The organism is Larkinella humicola (assembly GCF_008727875.1).
Taxonomy (GTDB): Bacteria; Bacteroidota; Bacteroidia; order Cytophagales; family Spirosomataceae; genus Larkinella; species Larkinella humicola.
The window spans coordinates 673,738-700,530 of record NZ_VTWS01000005.1; the positions used below are offsets into that span (position 1 = coordinate 673,738).

Annotated in this window: 17 protein-coding genes; 3 read left to right on the forward strand and 14 right to left on the reverse strand. The window is 54.7% G+C overall.

Annotated elements, in window-relative coordinates; translation table 11 throughout:
• Positions 1–115: 115 nt before the first annotated feature.
• Both F0P93_RS21470 and F0P93_RS21475 read right to left on the reverse strand, forming a co-directional pair.
• Positions 116–1,555: a RagB/SusD family nutrient uptake outer membrane protein gene (locus F0P93_RS21470; RefSeq protein ID WP_150879740.1), complete on the reverse strand. Its 1,440-nt coding sequence runs from the start codon at positions 1,553–1,555 to the stop codon at positions 116–118.
• A 26-nt stretch (positions 1,556–1,581) separates the two neighbouring features.
• Complete coding sequence (locus tag F0P93_RS21475; RefSeq protein WP_150879742.1) at positions 1,582–4,626, reverse strand: SusC/RagA family TonB-linked outer membrane protein; 3,045 nt, start codon at positions 4,624–4,626, stop codon at positions 1,582–1,584.
• A gap of 429 nt (positions 4,627–5,055) precedes the next feature.
• Here F0P93_RS21475 and F0P93_RS21480 point away from each other — a divergent pair, with 429 nt between their 5' ends.
• Positions 5,056–6,228, forward strand: coding sequence for an alginate lyase family protein (locus F0P93_RS21480; protein ID WP_150879744.1), 1,173 nt, complete (start codon positions 5,056–5,058; stop codon positions 6,226–6,228).
• Between the two features lie 13 nt (positions 6,229–6,241).
• Positions 6,242–7,444: a glycoside hydrolase family 88 protein gene (locus F0P93_RS21485; protein WP_150879746.1), complete on the forward strand. Its 1,203-nt coding sequence runs from the start codon at positions 6,242–6,244 to the stop codon at positions 7,442–7,444.
• 136 nt (positions 7,445–7,580) lie between these two features.
• Here F0P93_RS21485 and F0P93_RS21490 read toward each other — a convergent pair whose 3' ends face one another.
• The 11 genes from F0P93_RS21490 to F0P93_RS21540 form a co-directional block, all read right to left on the reverse strand.
• Positions 7,581–7,928: a helix-turn-helix domain-containing protein gene (locus F0P93_RS21490; protein ID WP_191908884.1), complete on the reverse strand. Its 348-nt coding sequence runs from the start codon at positions 7,926–7,928 to the stop codon at positions 7,581–7,583.
• A gap of 74 nt (positions 7,929–8,002) precedes the next feature.
• Complete coding sequence (locus F0P93_RS21495; protein ID WP_150879749.1) at positions 8,003–12,142, reverse strand: hybrid sensor histidine kinase/response regulator transcription factor; 4,140 nt, start codon at positions 12,140–12,142, stop codon at positions 8,003–8,005.
• A gap of 102 nt (positions 12,143–12,244) precedes the next feature.
• Positions 12,245–13,567: an enolase C-terminal domain-like protein gene (locus tag F0P93_RS21500; protein ID WP_150879751.1), complete on the reverse strand. Its 1,323-nt coding sequence runs from the start codon at positions 13,565–13,567 to the stop codon at positions 12,245–12,247.
• Between the two features lie 30 nt (positions 13,568–13,597).
• Positions 13,598–14,716 carry a mannonate dehydratase gene (locus F0P93_RS21505; protein ID WP_150879752.1) on the reverse strand — a complete coding sequence of 373 codons (1,119 nt, stop codon included), beginning with the start codon at positions 14,714–14,716 and terminating at the stop codon, positions 13,598–13,600.
• 158 nt (positions 14,717–14,874) lie between these two features.
• Positions 14,875–15,747, reverse strand: a complete 873-nt coding sequence (locus F0P93_RS21510; RefSeq protein ID WP_150879754.1) for a 2-hydroxy-3-oxopropionate reductase — start codon at positions 15,745–15,747, stop codon at positions 14,875–14,877.
• A gap of 118 nt (positions 15,748–15,865) precedes the next feature.
• Positions 15,866–17,299 carry a GntP family permease gene (locus F0P93_RS21515; RefSeq protein ID WP_150879756.1) on the reverse strand — a complete coding sequence of 478 codons (1,434 nt, stop codon included), beginning with the start codon at positions 17,297–17,299 and terminating at the stop codon, positions 15,866–15,868.
• Positions 17,300–17,414: 115 nt separating this feature from the next.
• Positions 17,415–18,203, reverse strand: coding sequence for an HpcH/HpaI aldolase family protein (locus F0P93_RS21520; protein WP_150879758.1), 789 nt, complete (start codon positions 18,201–18,203; stop codon positions 17,415–17,417).
• A gap of 28 nt (positions 18,204–18,231) precedes the next feature.
• The gene (locus F0P93_RS21525; RefSeq protein ID WP_150879760.1) at positions 18,232–19,746 is read right to left on the reverse strand and encodes a SusD/RagB family nutrient-binding outer membrane lipoprotein; all 1,515 of its coding nucleotides are present in this window, start codon (positions 19,744–19,746) and stop codon (positions 18,232–18,234) included.
• Positions 19,747–19,875: 129 nt separating this feature from the next.
• The gene (locus tag F0P93_RS21530) at positions 19,876–23,373 is read right to left on the reverse strand and encodes a SusC/RagA family TonB-linked outer membrane protein (RefSeq protein ID WP_150879762.1); all 3,498 of its coding nucleotides are present in this window, start codon (positions 23,371–23,373) and stop codon (positions 19,876–19,878) included.
• Between the two features lie 126 nt (positions 23,374–23,499).
• A complete protein-coding gene (locus tag F0P93_RS21535; protein WP_150879764.1) occupies positions 23,500–24,603 on the reverse strand; it encodes a FecR family protein in 1,104 nt (367 codons plus the stop codon).
• An 82-nt stretch (positions 24,604–24,685) separates the two neighbouring features.
• Positions 24,686–25,312, reverse strand: coding sequence for an RNA polymerase sigma factor (locus tag F0P93_RS21540; RefSeq protein WP_150879766.1), 627 nt, complete (start codon positions 25,310–25,312; stop codon positions 24,686–24,688).
• Positions 25,313–25,728: 416 nt separating this feature from the next.
• Here F0P93_RS21540 and F0P93_RS21545 point away from each other — a divergent pair, with 416 nt between their 5' ends.
• The gene (locus F0P93_RS21545; RefSeq protein ID WP_150879768.1) at positions 25,729–26,076 is read left to right on the forward strand and encodes a hypothetical protein; all 348 of its coding nucleotides are present in this window, start codon (positions 25,729–25,731) and stop codon (positions 26,074–26,076) included.
• Between the two features lie 99 nt (positions 26,077–26,175).
• Here the strand turns inward: F0P93_RS21545 and F0P93_RS21550 are convergent, their stop codons facing one another.
• On the reverse strand, positions 26,176–26,517 hold the full coding sequence (locus tag F0P93_RS21550; protein ID WP_150879770.1) for a hypothetical protein: 342 nt from the start codon (positions 26,515–26,517) through the stop codon (positions 26,176–26,178).
• Positions 26,518–26,793: the final 276 nt, after the last annotated feature.

Consider the following 26,793-nt stretch of genomic DNA (forward strand, 5'->3'; position numbering starts at 1 on the left):
CCGGTCATGAGCGTCCTGAAAAAGAAGGACGCTCCTCCGGAGCTTATCGCCTATTCGTACGTATTTTCTATGAACAGGGAGCCCCTCCGGGGCAATCCCTGCTTATTCATTGGCTTCAATAGCCCGGATTCTGTGTCAGATTCGGGTTTAGATCGCGTTCACGCTGCGGAATGGGATACAGCTTGTGCGTTTCGGTGATGCTGGTTTTTCCTTTGGCTTTCAGCAGGGGCACCAGCCGATCGGTCCGCACCAGATCAAACCAGCGGTGGCCTTCGGCATTGAATTCCCAGCGCCGTTCGTCCCAGATCGCCTGCCGGAAAGCCTCTTTGGTTAAGGCCGCCGTGAAGTCGGCGGAAGAAGCTCCGGTCAACGGAAAACCGTAAGCCCGGCGCCGAACCGGATTGATGGCATCCAGAGCCGCAGCCGTGGGGCCGCTGATCTCATTGTCGGCTTCGGCAAACATCATCAGCACGTCGGCATACCGGATGATCGGGAAGTTGTTGTTGGCATCGCCAAACGCCCGCGCCGACGGATCGACGTATTTGTTGAAGTGCTGGAAGGTGTTAACGGTTTTTCCGGCCCCGTCGACGTACGAATTCAGGAACAGTTCCTTGCGTTTATCGCCGGTTTTGAAGCTATTGTACAGGTCCATCGTCGGAATGAACGACCCGAAACCCCGGCCCGTGATGGGCGAATTTTCCGGCGCAAAATACGTCACCATGCCGCTGCCCTGGCCACTGCCGCCACCCACAAACTGAATCTCGAAAACCGACTCTTTGACGTTTTTATTCGAAATCGCGAATACGTCAATGTACTTGTCGAACAAACCGTAGCCGTATTTGGCGGCATTGTCGATCACCTCTTTGGATTTGGCCCGCGCGTTCGCAAAATCCTTTTTGGTGAGGTACACCCGTGCCAGCATCGACTTGGCGGCACCGGCGGTAACCCGACCCAGATCGGCACCCGTAAACTTGTCCGGCAACGACGTTTCGGCCTCGGTCAGGTCTTTGATGATTTGCGTATAGACCTCATCGGCACTGGCCCGGGCCACGTCTTTCCCGGCACTCAGCGATTGGGTTTCGGTCAGCATCAGCGGCACCCCGCCATACCAGCGCACGAGGTAAAAATAGTAGTAGGCCCGCAGGAATTTGGCTTCCCCGATCAGCCGCTTTTTCAGTGTTTCGTCCATCGTAATGCCCGGAATCCGGTCGATGGCGGTGTTGGCGCGGTTGACGCCCTGGTAAATCACCTGCCAGCTCTGCGTCACCACACTGTTGGTCGGAATGGTCTGGAAACTCCAGAGTTGAACCCGGTCGGCATTGTTCAGCAGGGGGTCCATATCATCCGAGGGCAAATCACCCATGATGATGAAATTCCGGCTTTGGTCGCCCACTTGGTTGGCGATGTCATACACGGCATTGACGGCCGCCGTGGCATCGTTCGCATTCGTATAAAAATTGACCGGAGCCAGCGACGACGGGGGCGTTTCTTCCAGCGAACACGCTCCCAGCCCGAAAGTCAACGCGGCAACAGCAAGGATAGGTTTGATTTTCATGATCGTACAAAAAATTTAAGGTCGGATTAGAGTCCAATGTTCAGACCGGCCAGAATCATTTTATTGCCCGGATAGCTCCCGTAGTCACTGCCCTGGCTCAGCGTACTTTGTCCAAACCGGTTTACTTCCGGATCAAAACCGCTGTACTTGGTGAACGTAATCCAGTTCTGTGCACTTACGTAGACCTTGACGTTATACAGCTTGATTTTACTGACCAGCGACGACGGCAGGGTGTACGACAAATTGATGTTTTTCACCCGCAAATACGAACCATCCTCGATCTGGCGGCTCGACAGCACGTAGGCATTGCCAACGGCATTGGCGCGTGGAATGGTGTTGCTCGGATTCGTCGGCGTCCAGCGGTTCAGCGTTTCCGTCGACTGGTTGCTCACGCCGGTCAGCGACTCCTGCTCAAAGCGGTTGATGTTGAAGATGCTGTTGCCGGAGGTTCCCTGCATGAAAATGCTCAGTTCGACGCCTTTGTAGGAGAACGTGTTGGTCAACCCGCCGTAGAGTTTCGGCTGGGCATATCCCAGAATCACGCGGTCGGTGGCGTTGATGGCACCGTCGCCGTTCTGATCGACGTAACGCCGGTCACCGGGTTTGGCGGTTTTCTGCGCCGATCCATCAACTTCGGCCTGCGTCTGAAAAATACCGTCCGTTTTATAACCGTAGAACAAGCCAATCTGCTCGCCCACGCGCACCAGCCCGGAGTTCGGAAGCTGGAGGTGACCGCTGGCGTCGCCCGACGCAAATTCCGTCTGATCGCCCAGATTCAGCACTTCGTTGCGGTTAGCCGCAATGTTGAACGCCGTCGTCCACTTGAACGCCCCCGTCAAATTGGTGGAATTGATGCCCAGCTCAACCCCCTGATTGCGGATGCTCCCCAGGTTTTGCAGAGCCGACGCATACCCCGAAACGTAAGGCAGCGGCACCGACAGCAGCAGATCGGTCGTTTTCTTGTTGTAATAATCCGCCGTCAGCGTGATGCGGTTATTCAAAACGCCCACATCGACACCAATATCGAACTGCGCGGTGGTTTCCCAGCGCAAATCCGGGTTGGCCACGCGCGACGGCCCGATGCCGATCACAACCCCGTTGTTGAAGTTGGCATTTTGCGTTCCCAGTGTCGCCAGGGATTGGTATTGCGTAATTTCCTGGTTTCCGCTCAGGCCGTAGCTCACCCGCAGTTTCAGATCATTAACCACGGCATTGCCTTTCAGGAAATCCTCTTCCGACAACCGCCACGCCACCGAAGCCGACGGGAAAACCGCCCATTTGTTGCTGGCACCAAACCGGGATGAACCGTCGGCCCGAACCGTTGCGGTCAGCAAATATTTGCCGGCATAATCGTAGTTGGCGCGACCAATGTACGAATTAAGCTGCCAGTTGCTGGCCGACGACGCCGGCACCAGTGCCGTTGACGCCGAACCCAGGTTTTCGTAGGTCAGAATGTCGTTGGCGAATCCCTGCGAACGGGCCTCGACGCTCTCGAACCGGTTTCCCTGCATGGTGTAGCCCGCCAGAAAAGTCAGGTTATGCACGTTGCCAAACGTTTTGTTGTAGGTCAGCGTGTTTTCGTTCAGCCAGGTCGACGACTGGTTGTTGATGATCGACGCCTGACCGCTCAGTTGCGTACCGGTGGCCGTATTGCGCGACAGATACAGACTCCGTTTGGAATAATTGACATCGGCTCCGAAGCTCGTCCGGAACGTTAGGCCCGGAATGATTTTGTAATCGGCGAATACACTCCCGATCATCCGCGTCCCAACGGTTTTGTTGAACGTTCCCAGCGCCTGCGCCACCGGGCTACCAATCTGAATCCGGCCGGGCGTGTTGAAAACCACCAGCGTTCCGTCCGGGTTGCGAACCGGCTGCGTCGGCGAGAAGTTCAGCGCACTGTAGACGACGGTTCCGCTCGTTCCGCCATCGGCGTCCGTCGGCACGGCATTGTTGCGGCTCCGGATCACGTTCAGGCTGGTTCCGATGTTGAACCGGTCGTTGATTTTATGATCGAAATTGAACCGGAACGAAGCGCGGTCGTACTCGGAATTGATGATAACACCCTGCTGATTCAGGTAATTGGCCGAAACTGCATAGCGCGTTTTGTCCGAACCGCCCGACGCCGTCAACTGGTAATTCTGAATCGGGGCCTCCCGGAAAATTTCATCCTGCCAGTTGGTGCCTTCGCCAAAACCGGCGATTTGCGCATCCGTGAAAACCGGCGCCCGGCCCGCATTCGTGTTGGCTTCGTTCACCAGCGTCGCGTATTGCGTCGCATTCAGCATCGGCAGTTTCTTCCGCACCTGCTGAATGCCGTAATAGGTCTCAAATTCGATGCGGTTTTGGCCCGATTTACCCCGTTTGGTCGTAATTAGCACTACGCCATTAGCACCCCGCGACCCGTAAATGGCCGTCGCCGACGCATCTTTCAGGATTTCCATTGACTCGATGTCGTTCGGGTTCAGGTTGGCACCGCTTTCGTTGTATACCGGAAAACCGTCGATGACATAGAGCGGCTCATTCCCGGCATTGATGGAGTTGCCCCCGCGAATCCGAATCGTTACCCCACCGCCCGGCGCATTGGATGCCTGCGTTACCTGCACCCCGGCCGCCCGGCCCTGCAAAGCCTGCCCGACGCCCGTCACCGGAACGGACTTGATGTCTTTCGCCGTAACAGACGACAGCGAACCCGTCACGTCGCTTTTTCGCTGCGTTCCGTAGCCCACCACCACGACTTCTTCCAGCGCTTTCTGGTCTTCGGCCAGCGTAATCGTAAGCTGGCTCCGACCACCGATGTTCACTTCGAGCGAGGTGAACCCCAGCGACGAAACGACCAGCGTGCCGTTGGACGGCGCGTTCAAACTAAACGTACCCTGTGCATTGGTGGAGGTTCCGGTGGTCGTTCCTTTCACAACCACGTTGGCTCCGGGAATGGCCTCACCGTTGGCTCCCGTTACTTTCCCCGAAACCGGGGCGGTTTGCTGCGCCATGAGCAGGATTGGAAACTGCAGGCCCACCAGCAGGGCGAACCAGATCCATCGGCTGGCTTTTGTACCGTTTTTTTTCATAGGATTTAGAATTGTAGAATAGGTTGTACCCTCGACGCCCACATGCTAGTTGATCGGGTTGACAAAGCTGATTGGTTAAACATAAAGCAATATTAATTGCCAGGAGCCTATAAAATGTCGGAATAATCTAAATCGAACGGTTTGTCCACCTCTTTGAACGGTTTTTGATCGGCCTGAACGATTTGTCCACCAATTTGACCACTAGACGTTATCAAGAAAAAGTTGGACGTAACTAAACTTGCACTTCCAAACCGTAGGAGCGATTCCTGTGAGAAAAAACAGACTTATTCTATCCATTGCTGAAGTCGGGTCCATCGTCGTACTCGTCTCCTTTCTCCTATATTTGCTTTCGATCCTGCTCTGATTTCACGCGTACGGCAGCCCAGTTTCGGGGTTGCCAAACAAGTCCGTACTTTTTAAGTGATACCGATGCAAACACGGTTACTCCTCTTTCCGGTTTTGATCTGCCACTGGCTGGCAGGGGTGGTTTATGGACAGTTGCCCAAACCGCCGAAAGCCGTTGTGTCCACGTTGAAGTCCGCCGTTCTGGCCGAAGCCCGCTGGGCCATGCAGCAGGAGCCCATCACCGTGACGGCGCAAACCTCGCCCCGGAGCGCGGGCGGCAAACACGATTTCTTTTCGGAAGGTGACTACTGGTGGCCCGATTCCGCCAATCCCCAGGGGCCGTATGTCCAGCGCGACGGCATGACCAACCCCGACAATTTTGTGGCCCACCGCCAGGCCATGATTCGCTTCAGCCGGGTGGTGGGGGCGCTGGCGTCGGCCTACGTCATTACCCGCGACGAAACCTACGTCCGGCAGGCTTTCCGGCACCTCAACGCCTGGTTTGTCGATCCGGCCACGCGCATGAATCCGTCGTTGCTCTACACCCAGGCCATCAAAGGTCGGGCAACGGGCCGGGGCATCGGCATCATTGACACCATTCACCTGATGGAAGTGGCGCAGGGATTGCGGGTGATGGAAACCACCCGAAGCAGCGATAAACGATCTGTAGCGACTGTACGCCAATGGTTTGCCGACTACCTGACCTGGCTGACGACCCATCCGTACGGCAAAGACGAAATGAATGCGAAGAACAACCACGGCACCTGCTGGGTGATGCAGGTGGCGGCATTTGCCAAACTCACGAACAACGACTCGCTGCTGGCGTTCTGCCGAAACCGCTACAAAATCGTGCTGCTCCCCGACCAGATGGCCGCCGACGGCAGTTTTCCGCTGGAACTTCGCCGGACCAAACCGTACGGGTATTCGCTGTTCAACCTCGATGCCATGACGATGATCTGTCAGATTTTATCCACCAAAACCGACAACCTCTGGACGTACCAGACCGCCGACGGACGCGGTATTCAGAAAGGCATTTCTTATCTGGTTCCGTTTGTGCAGAACAAGGCGGAATGGCCGTTGAAACCCGATGTGATGTACTGGAACGACTGGCCGGTGGCGCATCCGTTTCTGGTATTTGGGGCCGTGGTTTTCGACCAACCGGCCTGGCTGGCAACCTGGCAAAAACTGGAACATCGTCCGCAGGTTGAGGAAGTGCTGCGGAACCTACCCATTCGCAATCCGCTTATCTGGCTTTAATTTCCCCGTACCTATGAAAAAAATAACCATCTCACTACTGGCATTGCTGGGTCTGCTGACTAGCTTCATACCAAACTCTTCAATCAAATCCCTATTCGACCAGGCGGAACAGCAAACGCGGCTGATGCTGAGCGAAGTAGACGCTGCCGATAAAAAACCGGGCAACAACAAACCGCTTTTGGTCTCACCCCGAACGTTGAATGAAGCCGGTGCGTTGCAGCTTGTTCCCGCCCGCGACTGGACGAGCGGTTTTTTCCCCGGCGAACTGTGGTACCTCTACGAATTTACCGGTAAAAAAGAATGGGCTACCCAGGCCCGGTTCTACACGGTCAACCTGGAAGCCGAGAAGATGAATGCCGGTACGCACGACATGGGTTTCAAAATCTATTGCAGCTACGGCAACGGTTTTCGATTGACGCGCGATCCGGCGTACCGCGAGGTCATCATTCAGGGGGCGAAATCGTTGAGCAAACGGTTTAAACCGACGGCGGGCATCATCCGGTCGTGGGACCACCACAAGGAGGTCTGGCAGTGTCCGGTGATCATCGACAACATGATGAATCTGGAACTGCTGTTTGCGGCCACCCGCCTGACGGGCGATTCGACGTTCTACAAGATTGCCGTTACGCACGCCAAAACGACGCTGAAAAACCATTACCGCCCCGACCACAGCTCCTTTCACGTGGTCGATTATGATACGCTGACCGGGAAAGTTTTGAAGAAAAACACGCACCAGGGCTTCAACGACGCGTCGGCCTGGTCGCGGGGCCAAGCCTGGGGATTGTACGGCTACACGCTTTGTTACCGCGAAACCAACGATCCGCAGTTTCTGAAACAGGCCGAAGCCATTGCCCGGTTTATGCTCGATCACCCCCGGATGCCCGCCGATCGGGTGCCGTATTACGATTATGATGCGCCGGGCATTCCGAACGAACTGCGCGATGTTTCGGCGGCTGCGGTGATGGCTTCGGCACTGTATGAACTGAGTACCTACGGTTCCGGTAACGCGCACTACCGGGCCAAAGCCGACCAGGTCATCGCCAGTTTGTCGAAAAGCTATGCCTCACCGGTCGGAAAAAACCACGGTTTTCTGCTCCTGCACAGCACGGGCGCGAAGACGTTCGAGCGCGATGTGCCGCTGGTTTACGCCGATTATTATTACCTGGAAGCGTTGCTGCGGGCGAAGAAGCTGAATGAAAAGAAACCGCTGTTCTGAAGCATTTTCCGCTTAAACCATCACCTCTTACCGGTTCAGCTTTGCAATTGAAGTGTTAATAAGATTGTGTAATAATCGGTTCTCTTGAAGTATCATCAAACCCAATCTCTTGATTTATAAAAACCCGGTAAAGCAATTAAGCATGTTGAAGAATAAAAGCCGGGTCAATATCAAACTTTGTGTATAAACGCTTCGCAATATCCAGTGAAATCCGGCGTTTGCCCCGGATGATTTCCGATAAACGTGTTTCCGGTATTTCCAGCAAATGGGCCATATCCCGTTGTTTGAGCTTTTTTTCGTACATTTTAAACTCAATCATCTCAACCAGAGATTGAGGCATCTTGATAGGCATCAGCGGAATACGGTCTTCGTAGGCTTCCGCCAGTTGGGATAGTTGAGCCAATTGGTCGGCCTCTTCAGGCGTTAGACTGGCGAAGCCTTTACCGATCGTGGCTTTTTGCAAAAAAGTTTCGATATGGTTCATCAACTCCCGGTAATCCGTTTCGTTTTTGGGCGCGTTCATAGAGCTATTGTTCAAATCGTTACTGTGAAATTCCTTCAAACCTTCACCTCCACCGACTCACCAATTTGATTGCTATACTCCGTCGGCGTGACACCAAACTGGGCGCGGAAAGCGCGGCTGAAATACCGGGGGTCGCTGAAACCGACGGCAAAGGCGATTTCCGATACGCTGGCTTTCTTCTGTTTCAGCAGGTTCTCCGCTTTTTTCAGCCGCGTGGTGCGCAACAGGTCGATCACCGACAAACCGGTCAGCATTTTCACTTTGCGGAACAAAACCGGGCGGCTCATGCCCATTTCGCCCACCAGACTGGTCACGTTGAAATCGGCATCGCTGAGGTGCGCGTCCAGAACCGTCATCAGTTGGTTCAAAAATTTATCGTCGGGGTGATCCAGTTGCTGCGCCTGTGGCTGCAGCGTCACGATCCGGTGGTATTTGGCCCGCAACTGCTCCCGCAGCAACAGCAGGTTGCGAACCCGGGCCTGGAGCAAAACCGGGTGAAAGGGCTTGGTCACGTAGTCGTCGGCACCGGTTTGCAGCCCCACCAACTGATCGTCGGTCGTGCCTTTGGCCGTGAGCATAATCACCGGAATGTGGCTGGTCCGCGGATCGGATTTGATGCGGTGGGTCAGCGCAAAACCGTCCATCACCGGCATGGCAACGTCGGTAATGATCAGATCGGGCAACACCTGCGATGCTTTTTCCCACGCCGTCAGTCCGTCAGCCGCTTCGATCACCTGAGCGGTGTCGGCCAGCAAATCCCGGATGTACGCCCGGATATCGTCCTGGTCTTCCACCACCAGAACAAGTTTTTTGCCGGAAAACGATACTGCTTCCAATTCCTTCGCGCTTTCCTGGGCCACGATCAAAGCCGCTGGCCGAAGCACCTGAAAGTCCGGTTCTGCCGGTGAGTCGGCCGGTACGGGTTCGAACAAACCCGGCAAACCGACGGGGAGGGTGATCGTAAAGCGCGTAAAACCAGCCGTTTGCCACACCTGCTCCCGGCTCTCGACCGTGATCTGGCCTTGGTGCTGATCCACAATGCATTTGCTGAGCGCCAATCCCAGCCCAAAGCCGGAATCCCGCGTTTTGGAGCGGTTGACCTGATAAAATGGGTTAAAAATAGGGTCCAGTTCATTCGCCGGAATGCCGCTGCCTGTGTCTTCAACGGTAATAACCGCCCGATTGGCCGCGTCCGACGCGCCAAAATCCTGTTGCAACCGCACGGAAATGGTGCCGCCCGCCGGGGTAAATTTAAACGCATTCAGCAGCAGGTTGTAGATCACCTTCTCCATTTCTCCGGCATCGATCCAAACCGGCAGGGCGGTCACTTCCGACTCCGTGAGCAGGACGACCTGACGCGAGCGGGCGTGTTCCAGAAACGAATCCGTGATTCTTTCCAGAAAAACCACCAGATCCGTCTGCCGTTTTTGCAACTGAACGTGCCCGGTTTCGTGCTTTCTGAAATCAAGAAGCTGGTTCAAAAGCCGCAACAGCCGGTCGGTACTGCCCCGCATGACGGCCAGTTGTTTTTGCAGAAAAGAATCGTCGGTCCGGTGGGCGGTCAAGACCTCAAGCGGCCCCATCACCAACGTTAAGGGTGTTCGGATTTCGTGCGCAATTTCCGTAAAGAAGTTCAGTTTGGTCTGGTGAAGCGCCTGCTGCTGGGCTTTTTCGATCTGCTCCACCTCCAGTTCATGCGCCAGTCGAAGCCGGTTTCGGTTAAACCGCGACCAGAGTCCCAGCAATCCCACAAAAATCAGCGCATAGAGAATGTATGCCCAGACCGTTTTCCAGATCGGCGGCAAAACCGTGATGCTCAGTTCCAGCGGCTGGGGGTTCCAGATGCCGTCGTTGTTGGCCCCTTTTACCTGAAGAACATACGCACCGGGAGCCAGATTCATGTACATGGCGCGGGGTTCGTTCACGTAATTCCAGCCTTTGTCAAAGCCTTTCAACCGGTAGGCATACCGGTTTTTGAAGGAATTGATGTAATTGAAAGCCGCAAAATCCAGCGAAAAAACATTCTGCTGGTGCGTAAACGTAAGCCCCTGTTGGTAGTCGATGCCAGCGGAGGAAAGGCTGGTGACCGGCTCATTGAACAGCCGCAACTGGGTGAACGCCAGCCGGGGCGGGGCGGTGTTCCGGCGAATGCTGTCGGGGTGGAAATAGATAATGCCATCGTAGCCCCCGAAATAAAAATAGCCGTTCGCGTCCCGATGCGTTGAATTGGAGGTAAACTCCTTGCACACCAGCCCGTCGTGTTTGTTGTAGGAAATGATCTTCGACTGGTCGGGATCGAGTTGGGCCAGGCCATTGTCGGTGCTGATCCACAAACGCCCCTGCTGATCCTCGCGAATCCCGAAAACCGTGTTGCTGGGCAACCCCCGCGCCATCGTGTAGTGCCGGAATGAGCGGTTGTCGGGAAGCATCCGATTCAGACCGCCGTCGCGCGTACCGATCCAGAGCCGGTGTTGCCGGTCTTCCAGAAAACAGGTAATGTGGCTGCTGCTGATCGAGGTCGAATCGGTGTCGCGGTGAACAAACCGGACGAAGGCATCCCGGCCCGGCACCTTCCGGTTAAGGCCGTTGGTGGTGCCGACCCATACCTGTTGACGGCTGTCGATGAGCAAACTCATCGCGTTGTTGGAACTGAGCGAATGAGGTCGATCGGCCCGGTGCCCCAACTGCACAAAAGAATGGGTTTCAGGCTCGAACCGGCATAAACCGCCCAGATTTGTCACAATCCAGAGGGTTCCTTCCGCATCCCGTTTGAGGTCATAAATGCGATCATTCGGCAACGAACGCGGGTTGTTGGGTTCGTGCAAATACCGGGTGATGGTTTGTCGGCGCAAATCCAGGTAGTTCAACCCCTGCAACGTGCCGATCCACAGGCCGTTTGGCCCATCGGCCAGCAGGCATTTGACCTTATCGTTGGACAAGGATTGGTTGTTTTTTGGATTGTGGACGTAATGCCGGGCAACGGTTTTATCGGCATTGAGCAGAAACAGCCCCCGGTCTTCGGTACCAAGCCAGAGCTGGTTCGATGCGTTGGCGGGCAGCATCGGCCCCGCAATTTTAAACGGCATTCCGCCTTCGCGACTGATCGGGCGGTAGGACCCAAACTGCCGGGCCAGCGGACTGTAGAGATCGACGCCCCCGTAGTAGGAACCGACCCAGACCGAGCCATCGCGATCCCGAAAAATGGAGCGCACCGAGTTATCGCTCAGCGAACCGGGGTCGGCGGGCTGATTGGTCAGGGTGCGAAACCGGCCGCCATCCTGCGCCACGATGTGCAGTCCCGACATGGTTCCCACCCAGAAATTACTTTTCCCGTCAGCCTGAATCGTTCGGATGGTTTGGGTGCTCAGGTCCAGTCCGGGTGCGGTATTCCACGAAATAACGCGTTTTGATGGCCTGTCGAACAGCGCAATACCGTGTCGCTCGGTGCCCAGCCAGAGCCGTCCGGTCTGATCTTCGGCCATGGCGTTGATGCTGTTGAAGGCGTTGTGATAGACCGCATCGGTGGATTCCAGGAAATGATGTGTCAGTTGGAATTTTCCCGAAGGCATCGGCCGGAGTTGCACCAAACCGCCGGAGGTTCCGACCCAGAGGTTGCGGTTACGGTCTTCGAAGAGGGTTCGGACTTGCCGGTTTTTCAACTCCCGACGGTTTTCTGTCAGGTTTGCCAGCGGCTCAAACTGCCGGGATTGATCGGCCTGCAAGCGGTATAATCCGTGAAACGTGGCAACCCAGAGATTGCCCCGGCGGTCTTCCGCCAGGCTGATGATGGTGGAATCCTGGGAATCGTTGAACGAAAATCGCTGAAAATCACCCTGATCGGGCCGGAACAGACACAAGCCTTTCGTGGTGCCGACCCAAAGCCGCCCCTTTTTATCCACCAGCAGGCTGTTGATCGTATTGGAAGCCAGGCTGTGCGGATTGCCGTTCTGGTTTTTGTAGACCACCACCCGGCGGGAATCGTAGCGGTTCAGCCCGTCGCGGGTGCCAAACCACATGAATCCACTGGGATCCTGCGCGATGGCGTACACGCTGCTTTGCGACAGGCCTTCTTCCACACTGAGGTGGCTGAACGTTTGCCCGATGGCAGCCGGTATCAGAAGAAATGGATAGAGAACACCCAGCCAGAACCGGGCGCGGAGTTTGTGATGAGTCATCTTCGCAATCTTAAACCATTCCCATGCTGGATAAATTGCATATCGGAATGGAATTATCTTATAAAGACAACAACCGATCGTTCCTCCTCACGTTCTTCTACTTTACCAGCGAACGGCCTGAAATTTCCAGCCGGGCTGTTTTTTCTGCATCTCCGGTTCGTCGTCCCGTTTTTTTAACCCGCAATCCAGGTAATTCTGGTGCAGTCGGACCAGCGCTTCCCGGTCCAGTTCGACGCCCAAACCGGGTTCCTGCGGAACCAGAACCGCCCCTTCCTCGAAGGTAAACCGCCCGGCAGTGATGATCTCGTCTGACTGCCACGGATAATGCGTATCCAGCGCGTACGGAACCTGCGGTAAAGCCGCGCCAAGGTGAACCATGGCCGCCAGCGAAATGCCGAGGTGGCTGTTGGAGTGCATGGACAAGCCACGCCCGAAGGTTTCGCAAATGCCGGAGAGTGTCATCGAAGCCCGCAAACCGCCCCAGAAGTGGTGATCGCTCAGGATAATATCCTCCGAACCGATGGCAATGCTGTTCGGAATGTCTTCAAACGAGGTCGTACACATGTTCGTGGCAAGGGGCGTTTTCAGGGCCTTGCGAACCTCCGCCATGGCCGCCTGTCCGCGAACCGGATCTTCGAGATACTCCAGAATCGGCTCCATTTCCCGGCCATACTGAATGGCGGTTTCGACTTTCCAAAGGGCATTCGGATCGATCCGCAGCGGCACATTCGGGCCAAAGGCTTCGTAGAGCGCAAACATCGCATCGACTTCCTGCCGGGGTTCAAAAACCCCGCCTTTCAGCTTGATCGACTGAAATCCGAATTCGGCACACATGGCTTTGGCCTGCGCCACAATCTCGGTCGGATTCAGGGCGCTGGCTTGCCGGGCCGCGGCCCAGCCTTCCGCATTCGGGTCGGTATCGAACGCCAGCTTCCCCCCCGCCCCTTCGTATTTGTAAAACAGGTAGGCCGAAAACGGCACCCGATCGCGTAGTTTGCCGCCGAGAAGATCGACCACCGGACGACCCACCACTTTCCCGATAATGTCCAGGCAAGCCACTTCGATAGCGCTAAAAATATGCACCATTTTCCGCTGATCCCAGGGCGCATCGCCCCGCTGGGCCGCCGTGTCGGTGCCAAAATGATTGACCAGAACCTGCCGGATTTCATGGAGTTGAAACACGTCGCGCCCGATCAGCAACGGTTTGGATGCTTCCAGAGCGGCATCGATGTCGCTGTTGCCCGGAATTTCACTGATGCCCGAAATACCGTCGTCCGTTACCAGTTCCACAATGGTGCGGAGGGCATACGGTGCGTGCAAACCGGCGGCATTCAGCAAGGGCGGATCGACAACGGCAATCGGTGTAACGGTAATCGCTTTAATTCTCGGCCCGGCCTTGTCGGAAAAAGGGGTTGTAAACGTCATTGTGAAATGCGGGATTCTGTTGTCATTAAACTAACTCTTCACTTCGTCGGAAACCGCCTGGAGCAGTCCCTTGATGTAGCCATACGCAAACGAAAACGCCTGTGGTGTACTGGCCGGATCGTGGTGGTGCGGCACGTGATCGGGCATCACCATTCCGGAAAAACCGACATCGCGCAAAGCCCGGACCACGTGCAGGAAGTTCATGTCGCCGTTGTCGGGATACACTTCCTGAAAATTGTTCCAGCCACCTTTGATGTTCCGCAAATGAACGTTAAAAATCTGATTTCGCTCGCCTACCCACTTGATTATCGGCATAATCTCGGTTTTAGGATCTTTCAATCCTTCCGCAATCGAGCCGATGCAAAAGTTAAAACCGTGGTATTCACTGTCGTACAATTTCGCAAACCGCTGAATCCCTTTGAACACGTCGGGACTGTTCCAGCGAGTGATACCACGGTACCCAACGGGCGTCGGGGGGTCGGCGATGTGGTTGGCCAGCTTGACTTTATATTCTTTGGCCACCGGCAGAATCCGGTCGAGCAGGTAGGTAATCCGTTCGAACATCTGCTCAATGGTTACATCGCCCGCAATGGTTTTGGGGTGGTTTTGCTTGAGCGCTTCTTCATAATTCCAGACGCTGTAATCGGCATTGCCGCGTTTGGGGTCGGTATACCGCCCGGTGCGCAAAACCGGCAGAATCGTGGTGTTGTAATTCAGGACTTTGATCCCGGTTTTGCCGGCCACCTGAATCATTTGCTGGAGAATTTCAATTTCGCGGTCCCGCTCCGGGCTTTTTCCGAGCATGATGTTCGGGTACTGCACCTTGTCGATTCCGGCGGAGGTCAAAGGGTAGTGGTAGGCGTCGAGGCTGATGCCGTATTTTTCGCAGGCTTCCCGCTTTTTCATCGAATCGTCGAGGTCCCAGCCTTTGCCCGGTATGGTTACGGGCGAACCGCCATCCAGGTTAAATACGCCGTGCCGCGCCTTGAACTCCAGGTTTTCCACGGACGTGCCGCCCGACTGGCAGCCGACTTTCATGAGTACTTTTTTGGGCGCGGCTTTCATTTCTGCCCGGGCCTGTTCGGAACCAAACGCAGCCGCTCCAACGGAACTGGCGGCCATGACTTTGATAAAACTTTTCCGTTTCATGTTGGTAAGGGATTTAGGTTTTATTCGTGCTGTTCGAGATTTAATATCTCGAACTCCTCTGTCGCGGATTTGCAATCCGCAGCATCGTCACTGAGTTTACTATAAATACAAACCGCCTGCCTCTGCGGATTGCAAATCCGCGACAGAGTGCGTCAGGATTATAAATCCTGACGAGCTTCCAATTCCAATAGAATTCCGCTGTGATCCAGTTCGGCGTTCCCTGCCTCAATGGCGGCTTGCATCTGCCCCGCGACCAGCGCGGTGGCTTTCAGCGGCACCAAAAACTCCTCGCCCGATTGCAGCGCGATTCCCAGGTCTTTTTTGTGCAGTTTGATTTTAAAACCGGGCGTAAAATTGCGCTCGATCATCCGTTTGCCGTGCAGGTCCAGAATGCGGCTCTGGGCAAAACCGCCCAGCAGCACCTCCCGCATTTTCTCCAGATCAACCCCGGCTTTTTTCGCCAGCGCAAACGCTTCGGCCACGGCCTGAATGGTGATGCCGACAATCATCTGGTTACAGGCTTTGGTGGTTTGCCCCGCGCCCGGTTCGCCGATCAGGACGATGTTTTTGCCCATCGCCTGAAAAACCGGCAGTGCGCGTTGAAAGGCCGCGTCGCTCCCGCCCACCATGATCGACAACGCGGCCGAAACCGCCCCCACCTGACCACCGGATACCGGCGCATCCAGTGCTTCCACGCCTTTTTCCTGCATCAACCGGTGAATCGTCCGTGCTGTGGCAGGTGCAATCGTGGACATGTCGATGAACAACGCGCCCGGCTGAATGCCTTCCAGAACGCCATCCGGGCCGGAAACGACCTGCTCCACATCGGGCGAATCCGGCAACATCGTGATGACGATGTCGGCGTTTTGCGCCAGGGCTTTATTCCCCGGAAACACTTTTGCGCCAGCCTCAGCCAGCTCGCCAGCCGCGCTGCTTTTTTCCAGAACCGATACCGGATAACCGGCTTTGATCAAATTCAACGCCATGGGTTTCCCCATAATTCCTAAGCCAATGAATCCTATTTTTTCCATAAGTAGACGGTTTTCGGTCTACGGTTTTCCGTTTTCGGTAGCTGACGCGTGACTTGACGCGTCTGTATTCGTGCGTCAGCCAACCGTAAACTGAAAACCCAAAACCGTAAACCGTTAGTTAAATTAACGGGAACAACTGCGCGCCGATCATAATGATGACCAAACCGGTCAGCCCCATGACCACGAGCAGGGGCGAGATGGTTTTCAGGGCCTCCTGTTCGGTCAAATTGCTGAGTTTACAAATGATCCAGAAACCGGCGTCGTTCATCCACGGCACCAGCTTGGAACCGCAGCCGATGGCCAGCCCCAGGTACACCGGATGAAATTCGAGGTTCGCATTGCTCGCCATGCCCGACAGAATCCCCGATGCTGTGATCAGCGCGACGGTGGCGGAACCCTGGGCGGTTCGGACCACGGCGGCAATCAGGAACGCCAGCGGAATCAGGGCCATCTGGTAATCTTTGGTCATCTCGGCAATCCGCGTGCTGATGCCGGTTTGCTGCAACATGCCCCCAAAAGCACCGCCCGCTGCCGTGATCAGGATAATGCCGCCCCCACTCATCAGAGCCGCCTGCACAAAGGGCGTCAAGCCTTCTTTGCCGCTTTTCTTGTGGGCGGCCAGAATCAGCAAGGCAGCAATTCCGCCGGTGACGACGGCAATATTTTTGTCACCAAAAAACTTCACCACCTTCAAAACCGCCGATTGCGTCAGGGCGTCTCCGGGTGTGGCCAGCGTGCTCAGCACGGTATCGGCGCAAATAAAAACCAGTGGAATCAACAGGGGCAGCAACGACACCCCCAAACCGGGCAGGTGAACGTCTTCTTTGGCAGCAATCAGTTTGATGTCTTCCAGTTTGGCATCCAGCGAATCCCGCAACGGAATCGGCCATTTCCGGTTGGCCCATAGCGCAAAGAAATACCCGGCAGTGATCGTAAAAAGTCCTACGATGGTCCCGGCAATCATCATCAGGCCAATCGGAATGTGCATTTCGCCGATCAGAAACAGCGGCCCCGGCGCGGGCGGAACCAGGGAGTTGGCCATCGCGGCTCCGGCCATGATGCACAACACCAGCAACAGGTAATTTTTACCAATTCGCAAGGTCATGGCCTTGGCGAGCGGCATCATCAGGAAAAGAACGGTGTCAAAAAAAACCGGTATTCCAATAAAAAAACTACTGACCAGGAAGGCGATGGGTGCTTTGCCGATGCCCGTCAGTTTCAGCATGGAACGGATGATGCGCTCGGCGGCCCCGCTTTCCAGCATACACTTGCCGATGATGGCGGCCATGGCAATCAGGATGCCGATTTTGCCGCAGGTGGCCCCAAACTCCGTGGCAATCCGCTCGCCAATGCCTTTTTTGGCCAGGGCCTGCGCAGCCGCCGGGGCGGTTCCCTTCGCCAGGGCAAACTGCTCGATGGCCGACGCGGGCGTCATCAGCGCGACGACAAACGCACCGAGCAACAGTGCCAGAAAAGGATGCAACTTCAATCCGATGATGCCACCGACGACAATTAAAACACCTACGGCTAAGATTAACAGGGGATCAGACATTCAGAGTTTCAGGTTTAGGATTTAAGGAGTTGTTTCGCAGAGTTGAGCGGAGGAAAAAGAGAGTCAAGCAGAGTTTTATTATTAATTTCTTCGCTTAACTCCCTTTTTTCTCCGCTTAACTCTGCGAAATAGTTTTTTCAACCGCCCGGAATGCATCCAGCTTTTTCGCCAGATTGCGGGCACCGTCGGCGACGAAGGTTCCGTCAGCCCCGCAGGCAATCATCCGGATGCCGAGGTCATGATATAGTTTGTAATCGTCGGGGTTGAAAAAGAGAATACCGGTGGCTTTCCCGGCTTTTTGGGCAGCGTTGACCGTTTCCCGCAAGGCTTCCTTAAAACGCGGATGATCGAATTGCCCGAAAATACCGAGTTCCATCGACAGGTCGGCGGGACCGATGAACAGCACATCGACGCCATCGATGGCCGCCACTTCGTCCAGGTGATTCAGCACCTCCACGGTTTCGATCTGCACCACGCCCAGAATGGTTTCCTGAGCCTCCGCATAATACTGCGGAAAGTTCTGCGCAAAACCGGTCGCCCGTACCATTTTGGCCACCCCCCGACCACCGTGGGGCGGATAATGCAACCCGTGTACGACTTTTCGGGCTTCTTCCGGATTGTGAACTTTCGGACACATGATGCCTTCCGCGCCCATGTCCAGCACCCGGTGAATGCGCTGGCTTTCAGAGCTTTCGACCCGCACAATAGCCCCCGCAGCGGTATGCTCCAGCGCCTGCAACTGATACAAAACGTCTTTTTCCGAACCTGCCCCGTGTTCAAGATCGATCAGCACCCAGTCGAAACCGGACTGACCGACAATTTCTGCCGTGAGTGAACTTCCCAGATTTAACCAGCACCCGTTGAGGGTTTCGCCTTGTTTCAGTCGTTTTTTTAGATTTTTCATGTACAGGAAAGGCGAAAAAAAGGGTACTTTACTTCTTATCCCACCAAATGCGCGTGTCCAGCAGATTGGCCCCCTGTCGACTAATGGCCTGATCGACATTGGCTTTATTCACGTTCAACTCCGCATCGGTGTAGGTCAACCGGCGAATGAAGCCCTCCGTTTTCAGATCACTGCCGGGATACGGATTGGGCGTCAAAACCGGGAAACCGCTCCGGCGGAAATTGGCCCAGGTTTCAGGACCCACCAGAAAAGACGCCACCCAGTATTGCGTGTTGATTTGCTCCAGTTCTTTGCCTGCCGCCAGCGGATTGGCGTCCACATACGCCGTAATGGCGCTTTCCGCCACGGCGGTGTTGGCTCCGTAGGTCGCCAGTTGCTGCATGTGCGCCCGAATCCCGTTGGCATAGAGCGTAGCGGCATTGCCCGTCGTCCATTTCCGAAAAGCCGCTTCGGCCAGCAGAAGCTGCGTCTGGGCGTGGGTTACCAGAAAACTGGGCGCGGTCAGGCCCGCCATCCGGGTTTTGTCGAGCTGGCTGTAATCCCACAAACTGGCTAATTTACTGGCCGTTACAGCCGTACCAATCGTCGTATTGTCGAATCCCTGCGGAGCGCCAATCTGAACCGCCGGGGTCCGGTTGGCCCGCGACTCCACCTGCTGCGCCCCGCTGATGGCACCGACATACCGGACCGCAATGGAGGCCAGGCGCGGGTCGTTGTTTTTCTGGAGGAAATTCACAAACTCCTGATCCAGGTAGAAAAACGCCGACTGCCCCCCGTTCAACTGACTGCCCACGGGGTTGGTAAAACTGGCGGTGTGCCGGATGATTGCATTGTCGGCGTTGGACTGCATCACGCCACCGGCCACCGCTTTGGCCACGTATTCGGCGGCTTTGGTCGGGTTCACTTTGGAAAGCCGCATGGCGCCCCGCAGCAGCAGCGAATACCCCAGCCGCTTCCATTTGACCACATCACCGTCGTAGAGCACATCACTGGCGACTTTGGGTTTCGATGCGTCGAGAGCCGCCGAAGCCGCATCCAGTTCGGTCAGAATATCGGTATAAACCGACTCCTGGGTGTCATAAACCGGTTTGACAATGCCCTCCAGATAGCTCTTTCCGGCCTGAGCGTACGGGATGTCGCCGTACGTATCGGTGATCACCATAAACGAGTACGCTTTCCAGATCCGCGTCATGTTGTACAGATTGACACGCGCCGGATCGTCTTTGGTTTGGGCAATGACATCGACCAGTTCCCGGATAATAGTGCGGTAATAGGTGTTCCAGTTGCCGTTTGAGACGGTGCGGTTGTCCTGGTTAAAGTTGGCCGCCGAGCCCGAACCGCTGAACGGCGTGATCATCTGCTTCACGATGGTGGTTTCGTAGCTCAGGTTGCCATAGCCCGGCGCACTCGACACGATGGCCGTGTTCAGTTGAAAAGCCGGTTCCACCGCCGTCAGGGCAATGGGGTTGACATTCATTTCATCGAAACCGTCGTCGCAGGCACTGAGGAGAAGAGCTATCAGAAAAACAGGTATCTTTTTCATTGTTAGTGATTTAGAGAATTGTTTCGTTTCGCGGAGTTGAGCGGAGTCTAAAAAGAGTTTAGCGGAGTTATTTATTTCTCTGCTTAACTCTGATTTTCTCCGCTTAACTCTGCGAAACTTTTTTGATACTTAAAATCTCACATTCAAGTTAAAACCAATGCTCCTCGTAACCGGCAAACCGGTGGCTTCGAGACCGACGAGGTTATCAGACGGGAACCCGAACTGTTCGGGGTGAATGTTCGGCACCCATTTCTTGATGACGGCCACGTTGTTAGCCACAGCATTGAGCCGCAGTCCTTTGATAAACTTGGCATTGGTCGGCAGAAATTTAGTAAAGTCGTAGCCCAGCGTAATCTGCCGCAACTGCCACAACCCGGCGTTGTAGACAAACTCTTCGGCAATGTTCTGCGAACGGACGGTTTCGTAATAGGCCTGCACGCCCGACTTGGTCTGGTTGACTTCCCCGTTCGGGTTGACGCCCGTGCCAATCACGAAATTCTGCTCCCGACCCACCAGCGTGGCCTTGTGCAACCCGTGCCGCCAGGCGTTGTGGTTGGTTCCGGAAATCATCTTGTGCCCCAGTTTGAAGTCGATCAGGAACGACAGATTGATGCCTTTGTAGCTGAAGCTGTTGGTAATCCCGCCCACCCACTTGGGCAGGGCGCTGCCAAAACTGATTTGCGTTGGCGTGCGCAGCGGACGTCCGTTTCCGGCGTCGAAAACCTGCCGACCCTGCGCATCCCGCAGATAGCCGAAGCCGAAAAGCTGGCCCATCGGCAGGCCAACCACCTGCCGGAGTTCGCCCGTGAAATCGCCGGTTCCGACGGTAATCATGTTGTCGCTGACGCTCGACCCCAGGTCGAGCACTTTCGTGACGTTATAGGCCGCGTTGAAGGTGGTGTTCCAGCTAAAATTCGGCCGTTTCACCGGCGAAATGGTCACCAGCATTTCCAGCCCCTTGTTGCTGCTTTTGCCCACGTTGATCAACTGGGTCTGATAACCGCCCGCGTCGGAGGTTTGGGCGCGCAGGATCTGATCGGAGGACAGTTTGTCGTAATACGTCAGATCCAGACTGAGGTTGTTGTTGAACATCCTCAGCTCCAGACCGAATTCCTTTTCGGAAACCCGCATCGGACGCAAATCGGCGTTGGGAACGGTGGTTCCGCTGATGCTGGCCAGGGGCTGAGCCGTTCCGCTCGGCGACGGAAACTGCTGGGCGTTGATGCCGTAGAACAGGTTATTGGCGTAAGGCGACACATCGGTGTCACTGCCAACTTCCGCGTAAGCAGCCCGGATTTTCCCAAACGTTAGCCAGGTGGGTAACGAACTGGCAAAAGCCTGAGAAAACACGAAGCTGGCGGTGATGGACGGATAGAGAATGCTCCGGTTTTCGGGCGACAAGGTAGAGAACCAGTCATTGCGGACGGTTCCGTTCAGGAATAAATAATCCTTAAACGAGACTTCCGCCGAACTGTAGAGCGAATTCACCTGCCGTTCCGAAAAGTCGTAAATGGCATCGCGTTGCCGGCCGTTGCCGATGGTATACAAATCCCGGACGTAAAAATCCTGCACCAGCACATTGTGACGGCTGATTTTGCGGTACATCTGGTTGCCGCCCAGGTTCACATTGATGCCAAAAACGCCGAAGGTTTTGTTGGCATTCAGCAGGAAATCGGCATTCAATTCGCGAACGTGCCGAACGTCCTGCACATACTGCCCATTGACAAAACCGGCGGGTGCTGCGGGTTGCCGCTGCGTACCGGTCGGCAGGTTGTAATCCTGTTCGCGGGCGTAGAAATCCTGCCCGATCCGGGCTTGCAGAAACAGCCAGTTCGTGAAATTGTATTTGGCCGTCAGGTTGCCGAAAACCCGGTCGGTACTGATGTTTTCGAAGCGTTTCAGGGCGAAATACGGATTGGTTCGGTTCGTGAACCGCGACCAGACCGTCTCGTTGCCATTGGCATCCGACGCGTATTTTTCCAGAATATCCAACGGCATGGAGTTCGCCATGCTAAAGATGATTACCGGACTGTAATCCTGCTCGGCGATGTTGGGCGGGTTTTTCCGGAATTCTTTGGAGTAGTTGATATTCCCCGAAACCGTCAGTTTTTTGGCCAGTGTTTGGGTGAAGCCCAGGTTGACGGTTCTGCGGTTGTAGTTCGACCCGCGCAGGATGGCGGTGTTGTCCAGATTGGAAAGCGACAGGCTAAAACCGCCATTTTCATTTCCCGACGACAGCGTCAGCGTGTTCGTCCAGGTGCTGCCTTTCCGGTAAAAATCGGTGATCTGATTCCGCACCGGCTGGTAAGGCACCGTGATGTTGTCGAACAAAACCTGCGTCATGCCGGGCTGGAATTTTTCCCCGAAACTCCACTGCCCCGACGTCGGGAAGGGCGTTGTCGGACGGACGCCGTTCTCGCCCTGTCCGTATTCATACTGGTAATCGGTGTAATCCAGGGGCGTGTCGGACGTAAAATTGGAGTTGTATTCCAGACCAATTCCGTTGCCGCTGCCCCGGGTTTTGGTCGTAATCATGATCACACCGTCTTTGGCGCGCGACCCGTAGAGGGCCGAAGCGGCCGCCCCCTTCAAAACTGTCATGGTTTCGATGTTGTCGGGGTTGATGCTGCTCAGACCATCCCCGCTGTCCGACGTCCGGTTGCTGCCCCGGTCCGACGCATCGCCCCGCGCCCCGTAGTTCGTATTGTCGATCGGCACCCCATTGACCACGATCAGGGGCGAGTTGTTACCCCCAAACGACGACTGCCCGCGAATCCGGATTTTGCTGGTGCCAGCCGGTCCCGAACCCAGCGAGGTGATGTTGACACCCGCCATTTTCCCCTGCAAGGCATTCATGAAGTTCGCCGTCCGGTTAATCGTCATCTCGTCCGAACCCACCGTTGCCGTTGCGTAGCCCAGGCTTTTGGTCTGTTTCTTAATTCCCAAAGCCGTCACTACCACCTCGTTCAACGCCTTGCTTTCCGGCGTCAGCGCAATCTGGATGGTGGTTTGATTGCCGACGGACAGTTCTTTGTTCACGTAGCCGACATAACTAAAAACCAATACCGTCGAACCATCCGGCACATCGAGTTGAAACGCGCCACTGGCGTTGGTGGTGGTTCCTTTTTGCGTGCCTTTGATCAGTACATTGACACCCGGCAAGCCCGCGCCGGTTTCGTCAGTCACCTTGCCCGACACCATGCGTTTGGGAGCCAGTGTTGCGGCTTTTTCGATGAGATCAACCAGGCCGGATTCGTAGACCGGCGCGGTGCTGGCCGATAGAACCACCTTTCGGCCGACCAGTTCGTAGTTGACCGGCAGCGGTTTGAAATACTTCACAAGCACCTCCTCCAGCGTCGAGTTGTTGGCCTGAATGCTGATCTTCTGCCGCTTCTCAATCACCTGCGAGCTGTACACAAACTGTACATCCGTTGCTTTTTCAATATCCGCCAACACCCTTTTTATATCCTGGTTATCAGCGTGTAACGTCAGGCGTCGGCTCAGGTATTCCTGAGCGTTACTCGTGTGGGCATACGACACGCCCACCAGCGATAACATAACCAAACTTTGTGTTAATGAAAACCGCATAAGCTTCAACCAGAGTTGTCCGGCAAGGTGTTTTTTCATAGTTTTGTTAAGGTTGACTAGTTCTGTTTTCGGAACGTTTTTCCCTGAGCGGTTACTTTGGCGAGCGACACTCAGTGAATAGACCGGTTGGCAGTGGCGTTGTCACTGCCAATTCTTTTTACGGTTTTATCGGTATCCCTTTCGGCTAATGACAATTTGACCATCGGTTATTTCGTAACTCGCCGACGAGGCCTTGCAAAGCAGATCCAGCTTTTCGTAGAGCGACTCACTCGACAGAATGGCGGTAATCTTGCTGCTTTCGAACAGCTGTTCGTCGAACTGGATCGGAATTCCGTAGCTCTTTTCGAGTTCGTGCAGAATCACCGGCAGGGGAACTTCATCGTAGACAAAGGGAATTTCTTTGGCTCTTTTCGCAATCAGCAACGGTTTGGCCACCAGCGTTTTGGTCAGATTCCCATCGCTTTTCTCAAAAATAGCCGCCTGATTCGCGTTCAAAATCAGCCCGTTGACTTCCTTATTATCCGGAACCTGCTCCGGTTTTTTTTTGTAAACCGACACTTTCCCCGACAATACCTGCACTGTAATTTTCTGGTCGCGGTCGAAGGCTCTCACGACGAAACGCGTGCCGAGCACCTGCGTGATCATTTCGCCGGTATAGACCATAAACGGCTGACGCTGACGCTTGACCGAAAAACTGCCTTCGCCCTGCAAATACACAATGCGGGAATTCCCGGAAAACTGGGACGGATACCGAAGGCGGCTTTGGGGACTCAGCAACACCTCCGAACTGTCGTTGAGCACTACCCGCAAAAGTTGGTGAGAATCATTGGTGGTTTCTACCAACTGAATGGCGGAGTTACCCGACACCTGAGCGGCTGGCTGTTCCGGTTTTTTATCGAAAAAATACCAGCCAAATCCCATCACCGCCACGAAAACGGCGGCAATCGCCGGGAGCCAGCGAACTGGATTATCGGGTCGGCTGGCTACCGGCTCTGGTTCTGGAAAAGCATAACGCTTTGGACTATACGCACTGGCTTTGTCAATGAACGTTTCCGTTTCTTTTCGGATCTCCGCTTCGCTGAGTCGCTCGGGAGCCACGTTGATAGCCCGGATGAACTGTTCGGCCTGCTGAAAAGCCGTCTGTTTTCCAGGGTAGTTTTTTAGAAAAGAGCGCCAGAACTCATCCCGACTCCCACGACCCCGCACCCAGTCCTGGAAATCTTCGTCCCGAATAAAATCCTCCACGGTATAGGTTTCGTAGTTTTTCATAAGTGTATCGGTATTCGGTATACGCCGGGCCGTCGCTACGGTTTTCAGTTTACGGTATTCGGTAGTTGTGAGCCAGAATGCGTCAGCTACCGAATACCGTAGACTGAAAACCGTATACCGTAAACTGAGCTAACAGCAACCCGACGCCTTGCACGGTCCAGTTTTTCCGCAGGCTGGTCAGGGACTTCTGGAGCAGATTATAGACGGACTGGCGGCCCAGGTGCATCACATCCGCAATTTGTTCGAAACTCAGGTTCTGGTAAAACCGCAGGTAGATCAGTTCCTTCTGACGGTCGGGCAGGTGATTGATCACACGCTCCAGTTTACGAATCTGGTAGACCTCGTTTTCTTCTTCGATCCACTGCACATCGGCCGAAAACTCGACCGAAAACGCGTATTCGTCCGAAAGCGTTGATTGGTGCGTCGTGTGTTTCCGGGAAAGCTCCCGCAGGACGCGGGTTTTGAGTACGACGAGCAGATAGGCCCGGACGTTGTCGACCGAACAAACGGAATCCTGCCGTTTCCACAGATTAAGGAACAACTCCTGAATGCAGTCTTTCACAAACTCCCGGTCGGCATGCAGCCGCATTCCCCAGTGAAAGAGGTCGGCATAATAGCTCTGCATGATCTTCGCGAGCGCATACATATCCCCTGCCCGGTATTCCTGCCACAGTTGTTGTGCTTCTTCCGAAGGTAGCCGTCTACTCATAGTTTCAGATGCTATACCTGCAAGAGCCTCTTTTCCGGAAAACCTAACCTCTGTTTTAAGATTATTTTTTTAAAAAGTTAGAGAATACCGATATGAAGAAAGAAAAATATCGAATAACGAATGTTGAATAACGAATATCGAAGTAGAGAAGAAAGATCCGGCCCGCTTTCGATATTCGTTATTCAACATTCGTTATTCGATATTCATTCTTCATTTTCCCTTCGTATCGGTTATAACCCTGAATAGCATAAATTCGCATCATTCCATCCGCGTCTCTATTCTCTTGTCTTTGCTCTCTTGTCGCCAGTTAAAATTTCACGAAAACATAACCTCGGAAAAGGCCGGAATTGGGGGATTCGCCGGAACTTCGGCCCGTGATATTCGAACGGACAACTTCTCCCTCAACTTTCGATTTTATGGCTACTTCCGATTTTTCTGCTTTACCAACGGCCGACGAACTCGTGTCCCGGCTGGACGATTTCCGCGATACAATTAAAGACGCCATTGTGCAGGTGGTGACGGAGTTGGGCGACGATGCCGATGCGTCCGATTTCGATCTGCGGTTTTTGCCGCTAACCCTCGCCGAATCCGATCTGGAAATAACGGCCATCACCCTGAACGACGACGAAAGCGATCCGCTGACGCTCAGTTTCAGCGACGACAGCGACGTTGAACTGGACGAGCTTTCAACGGATGACCTGGTCAGTCTGTATCAGGTGATGCGGGATGCCGCGGACGAAAGCACGGATGAAGACGATGACTAGTCAGTCAACGAATGCATAACGCAAAACTTCATACATACTAGGATATAATCGTACAGACCCCGGCTCGTGTCGGGGTTTTGTATGACCGGAAAACCGGGGCTAAACCGGGCCGGAAATGTAGAAACTGTGCGATTTGAGGACCAAAGTCGTTTCCCGGAAATGTTCCTCAAACAGATCCTGAAGCTCGTGAACGAACTGAATATACCGGCGCGACTTGACGCACAGCCAGCAGTTCATCCCGGCTACCAGGCGCGCATTTTCGAAATTCCACACGTTCGATGCTTTATCGGGTTCAAATCCGAAGGCCAGCAGCCACGGTTTGGTCAGTTTGATCGGCTGGGGTTCATTCGGCGGCTGGAGCTCTTTGATGTGTTTTTCAGTCAATAAAACCGGTTCTTTCTGAACAACATAGTATCGATTGGGCTTCAGGGGTGTCATCATTGTGCTGGTGGTGTTTACCACTCTACGCAAATCGGTAACACAATATTGTTTTTAACCCCGAATTGATCGCGAACTCTTAGCTACCGGGAATTAAAGAATGGTAACCATTTTGAATATTCCCGTGATTCGGTGTTAGGCACGGCTGTTCCGTTCTGCCCTCCTGAAGGCTCCCTCTCAAGGGCCGGGTTGGTCCGTTCTGCCGCGCTTTTGCCCCCCAGCCTCCTAAAGGGGGAGCTTGGAGCGCGAGAAAACTCCCCCTTTAGGGGGCTGGGGGGC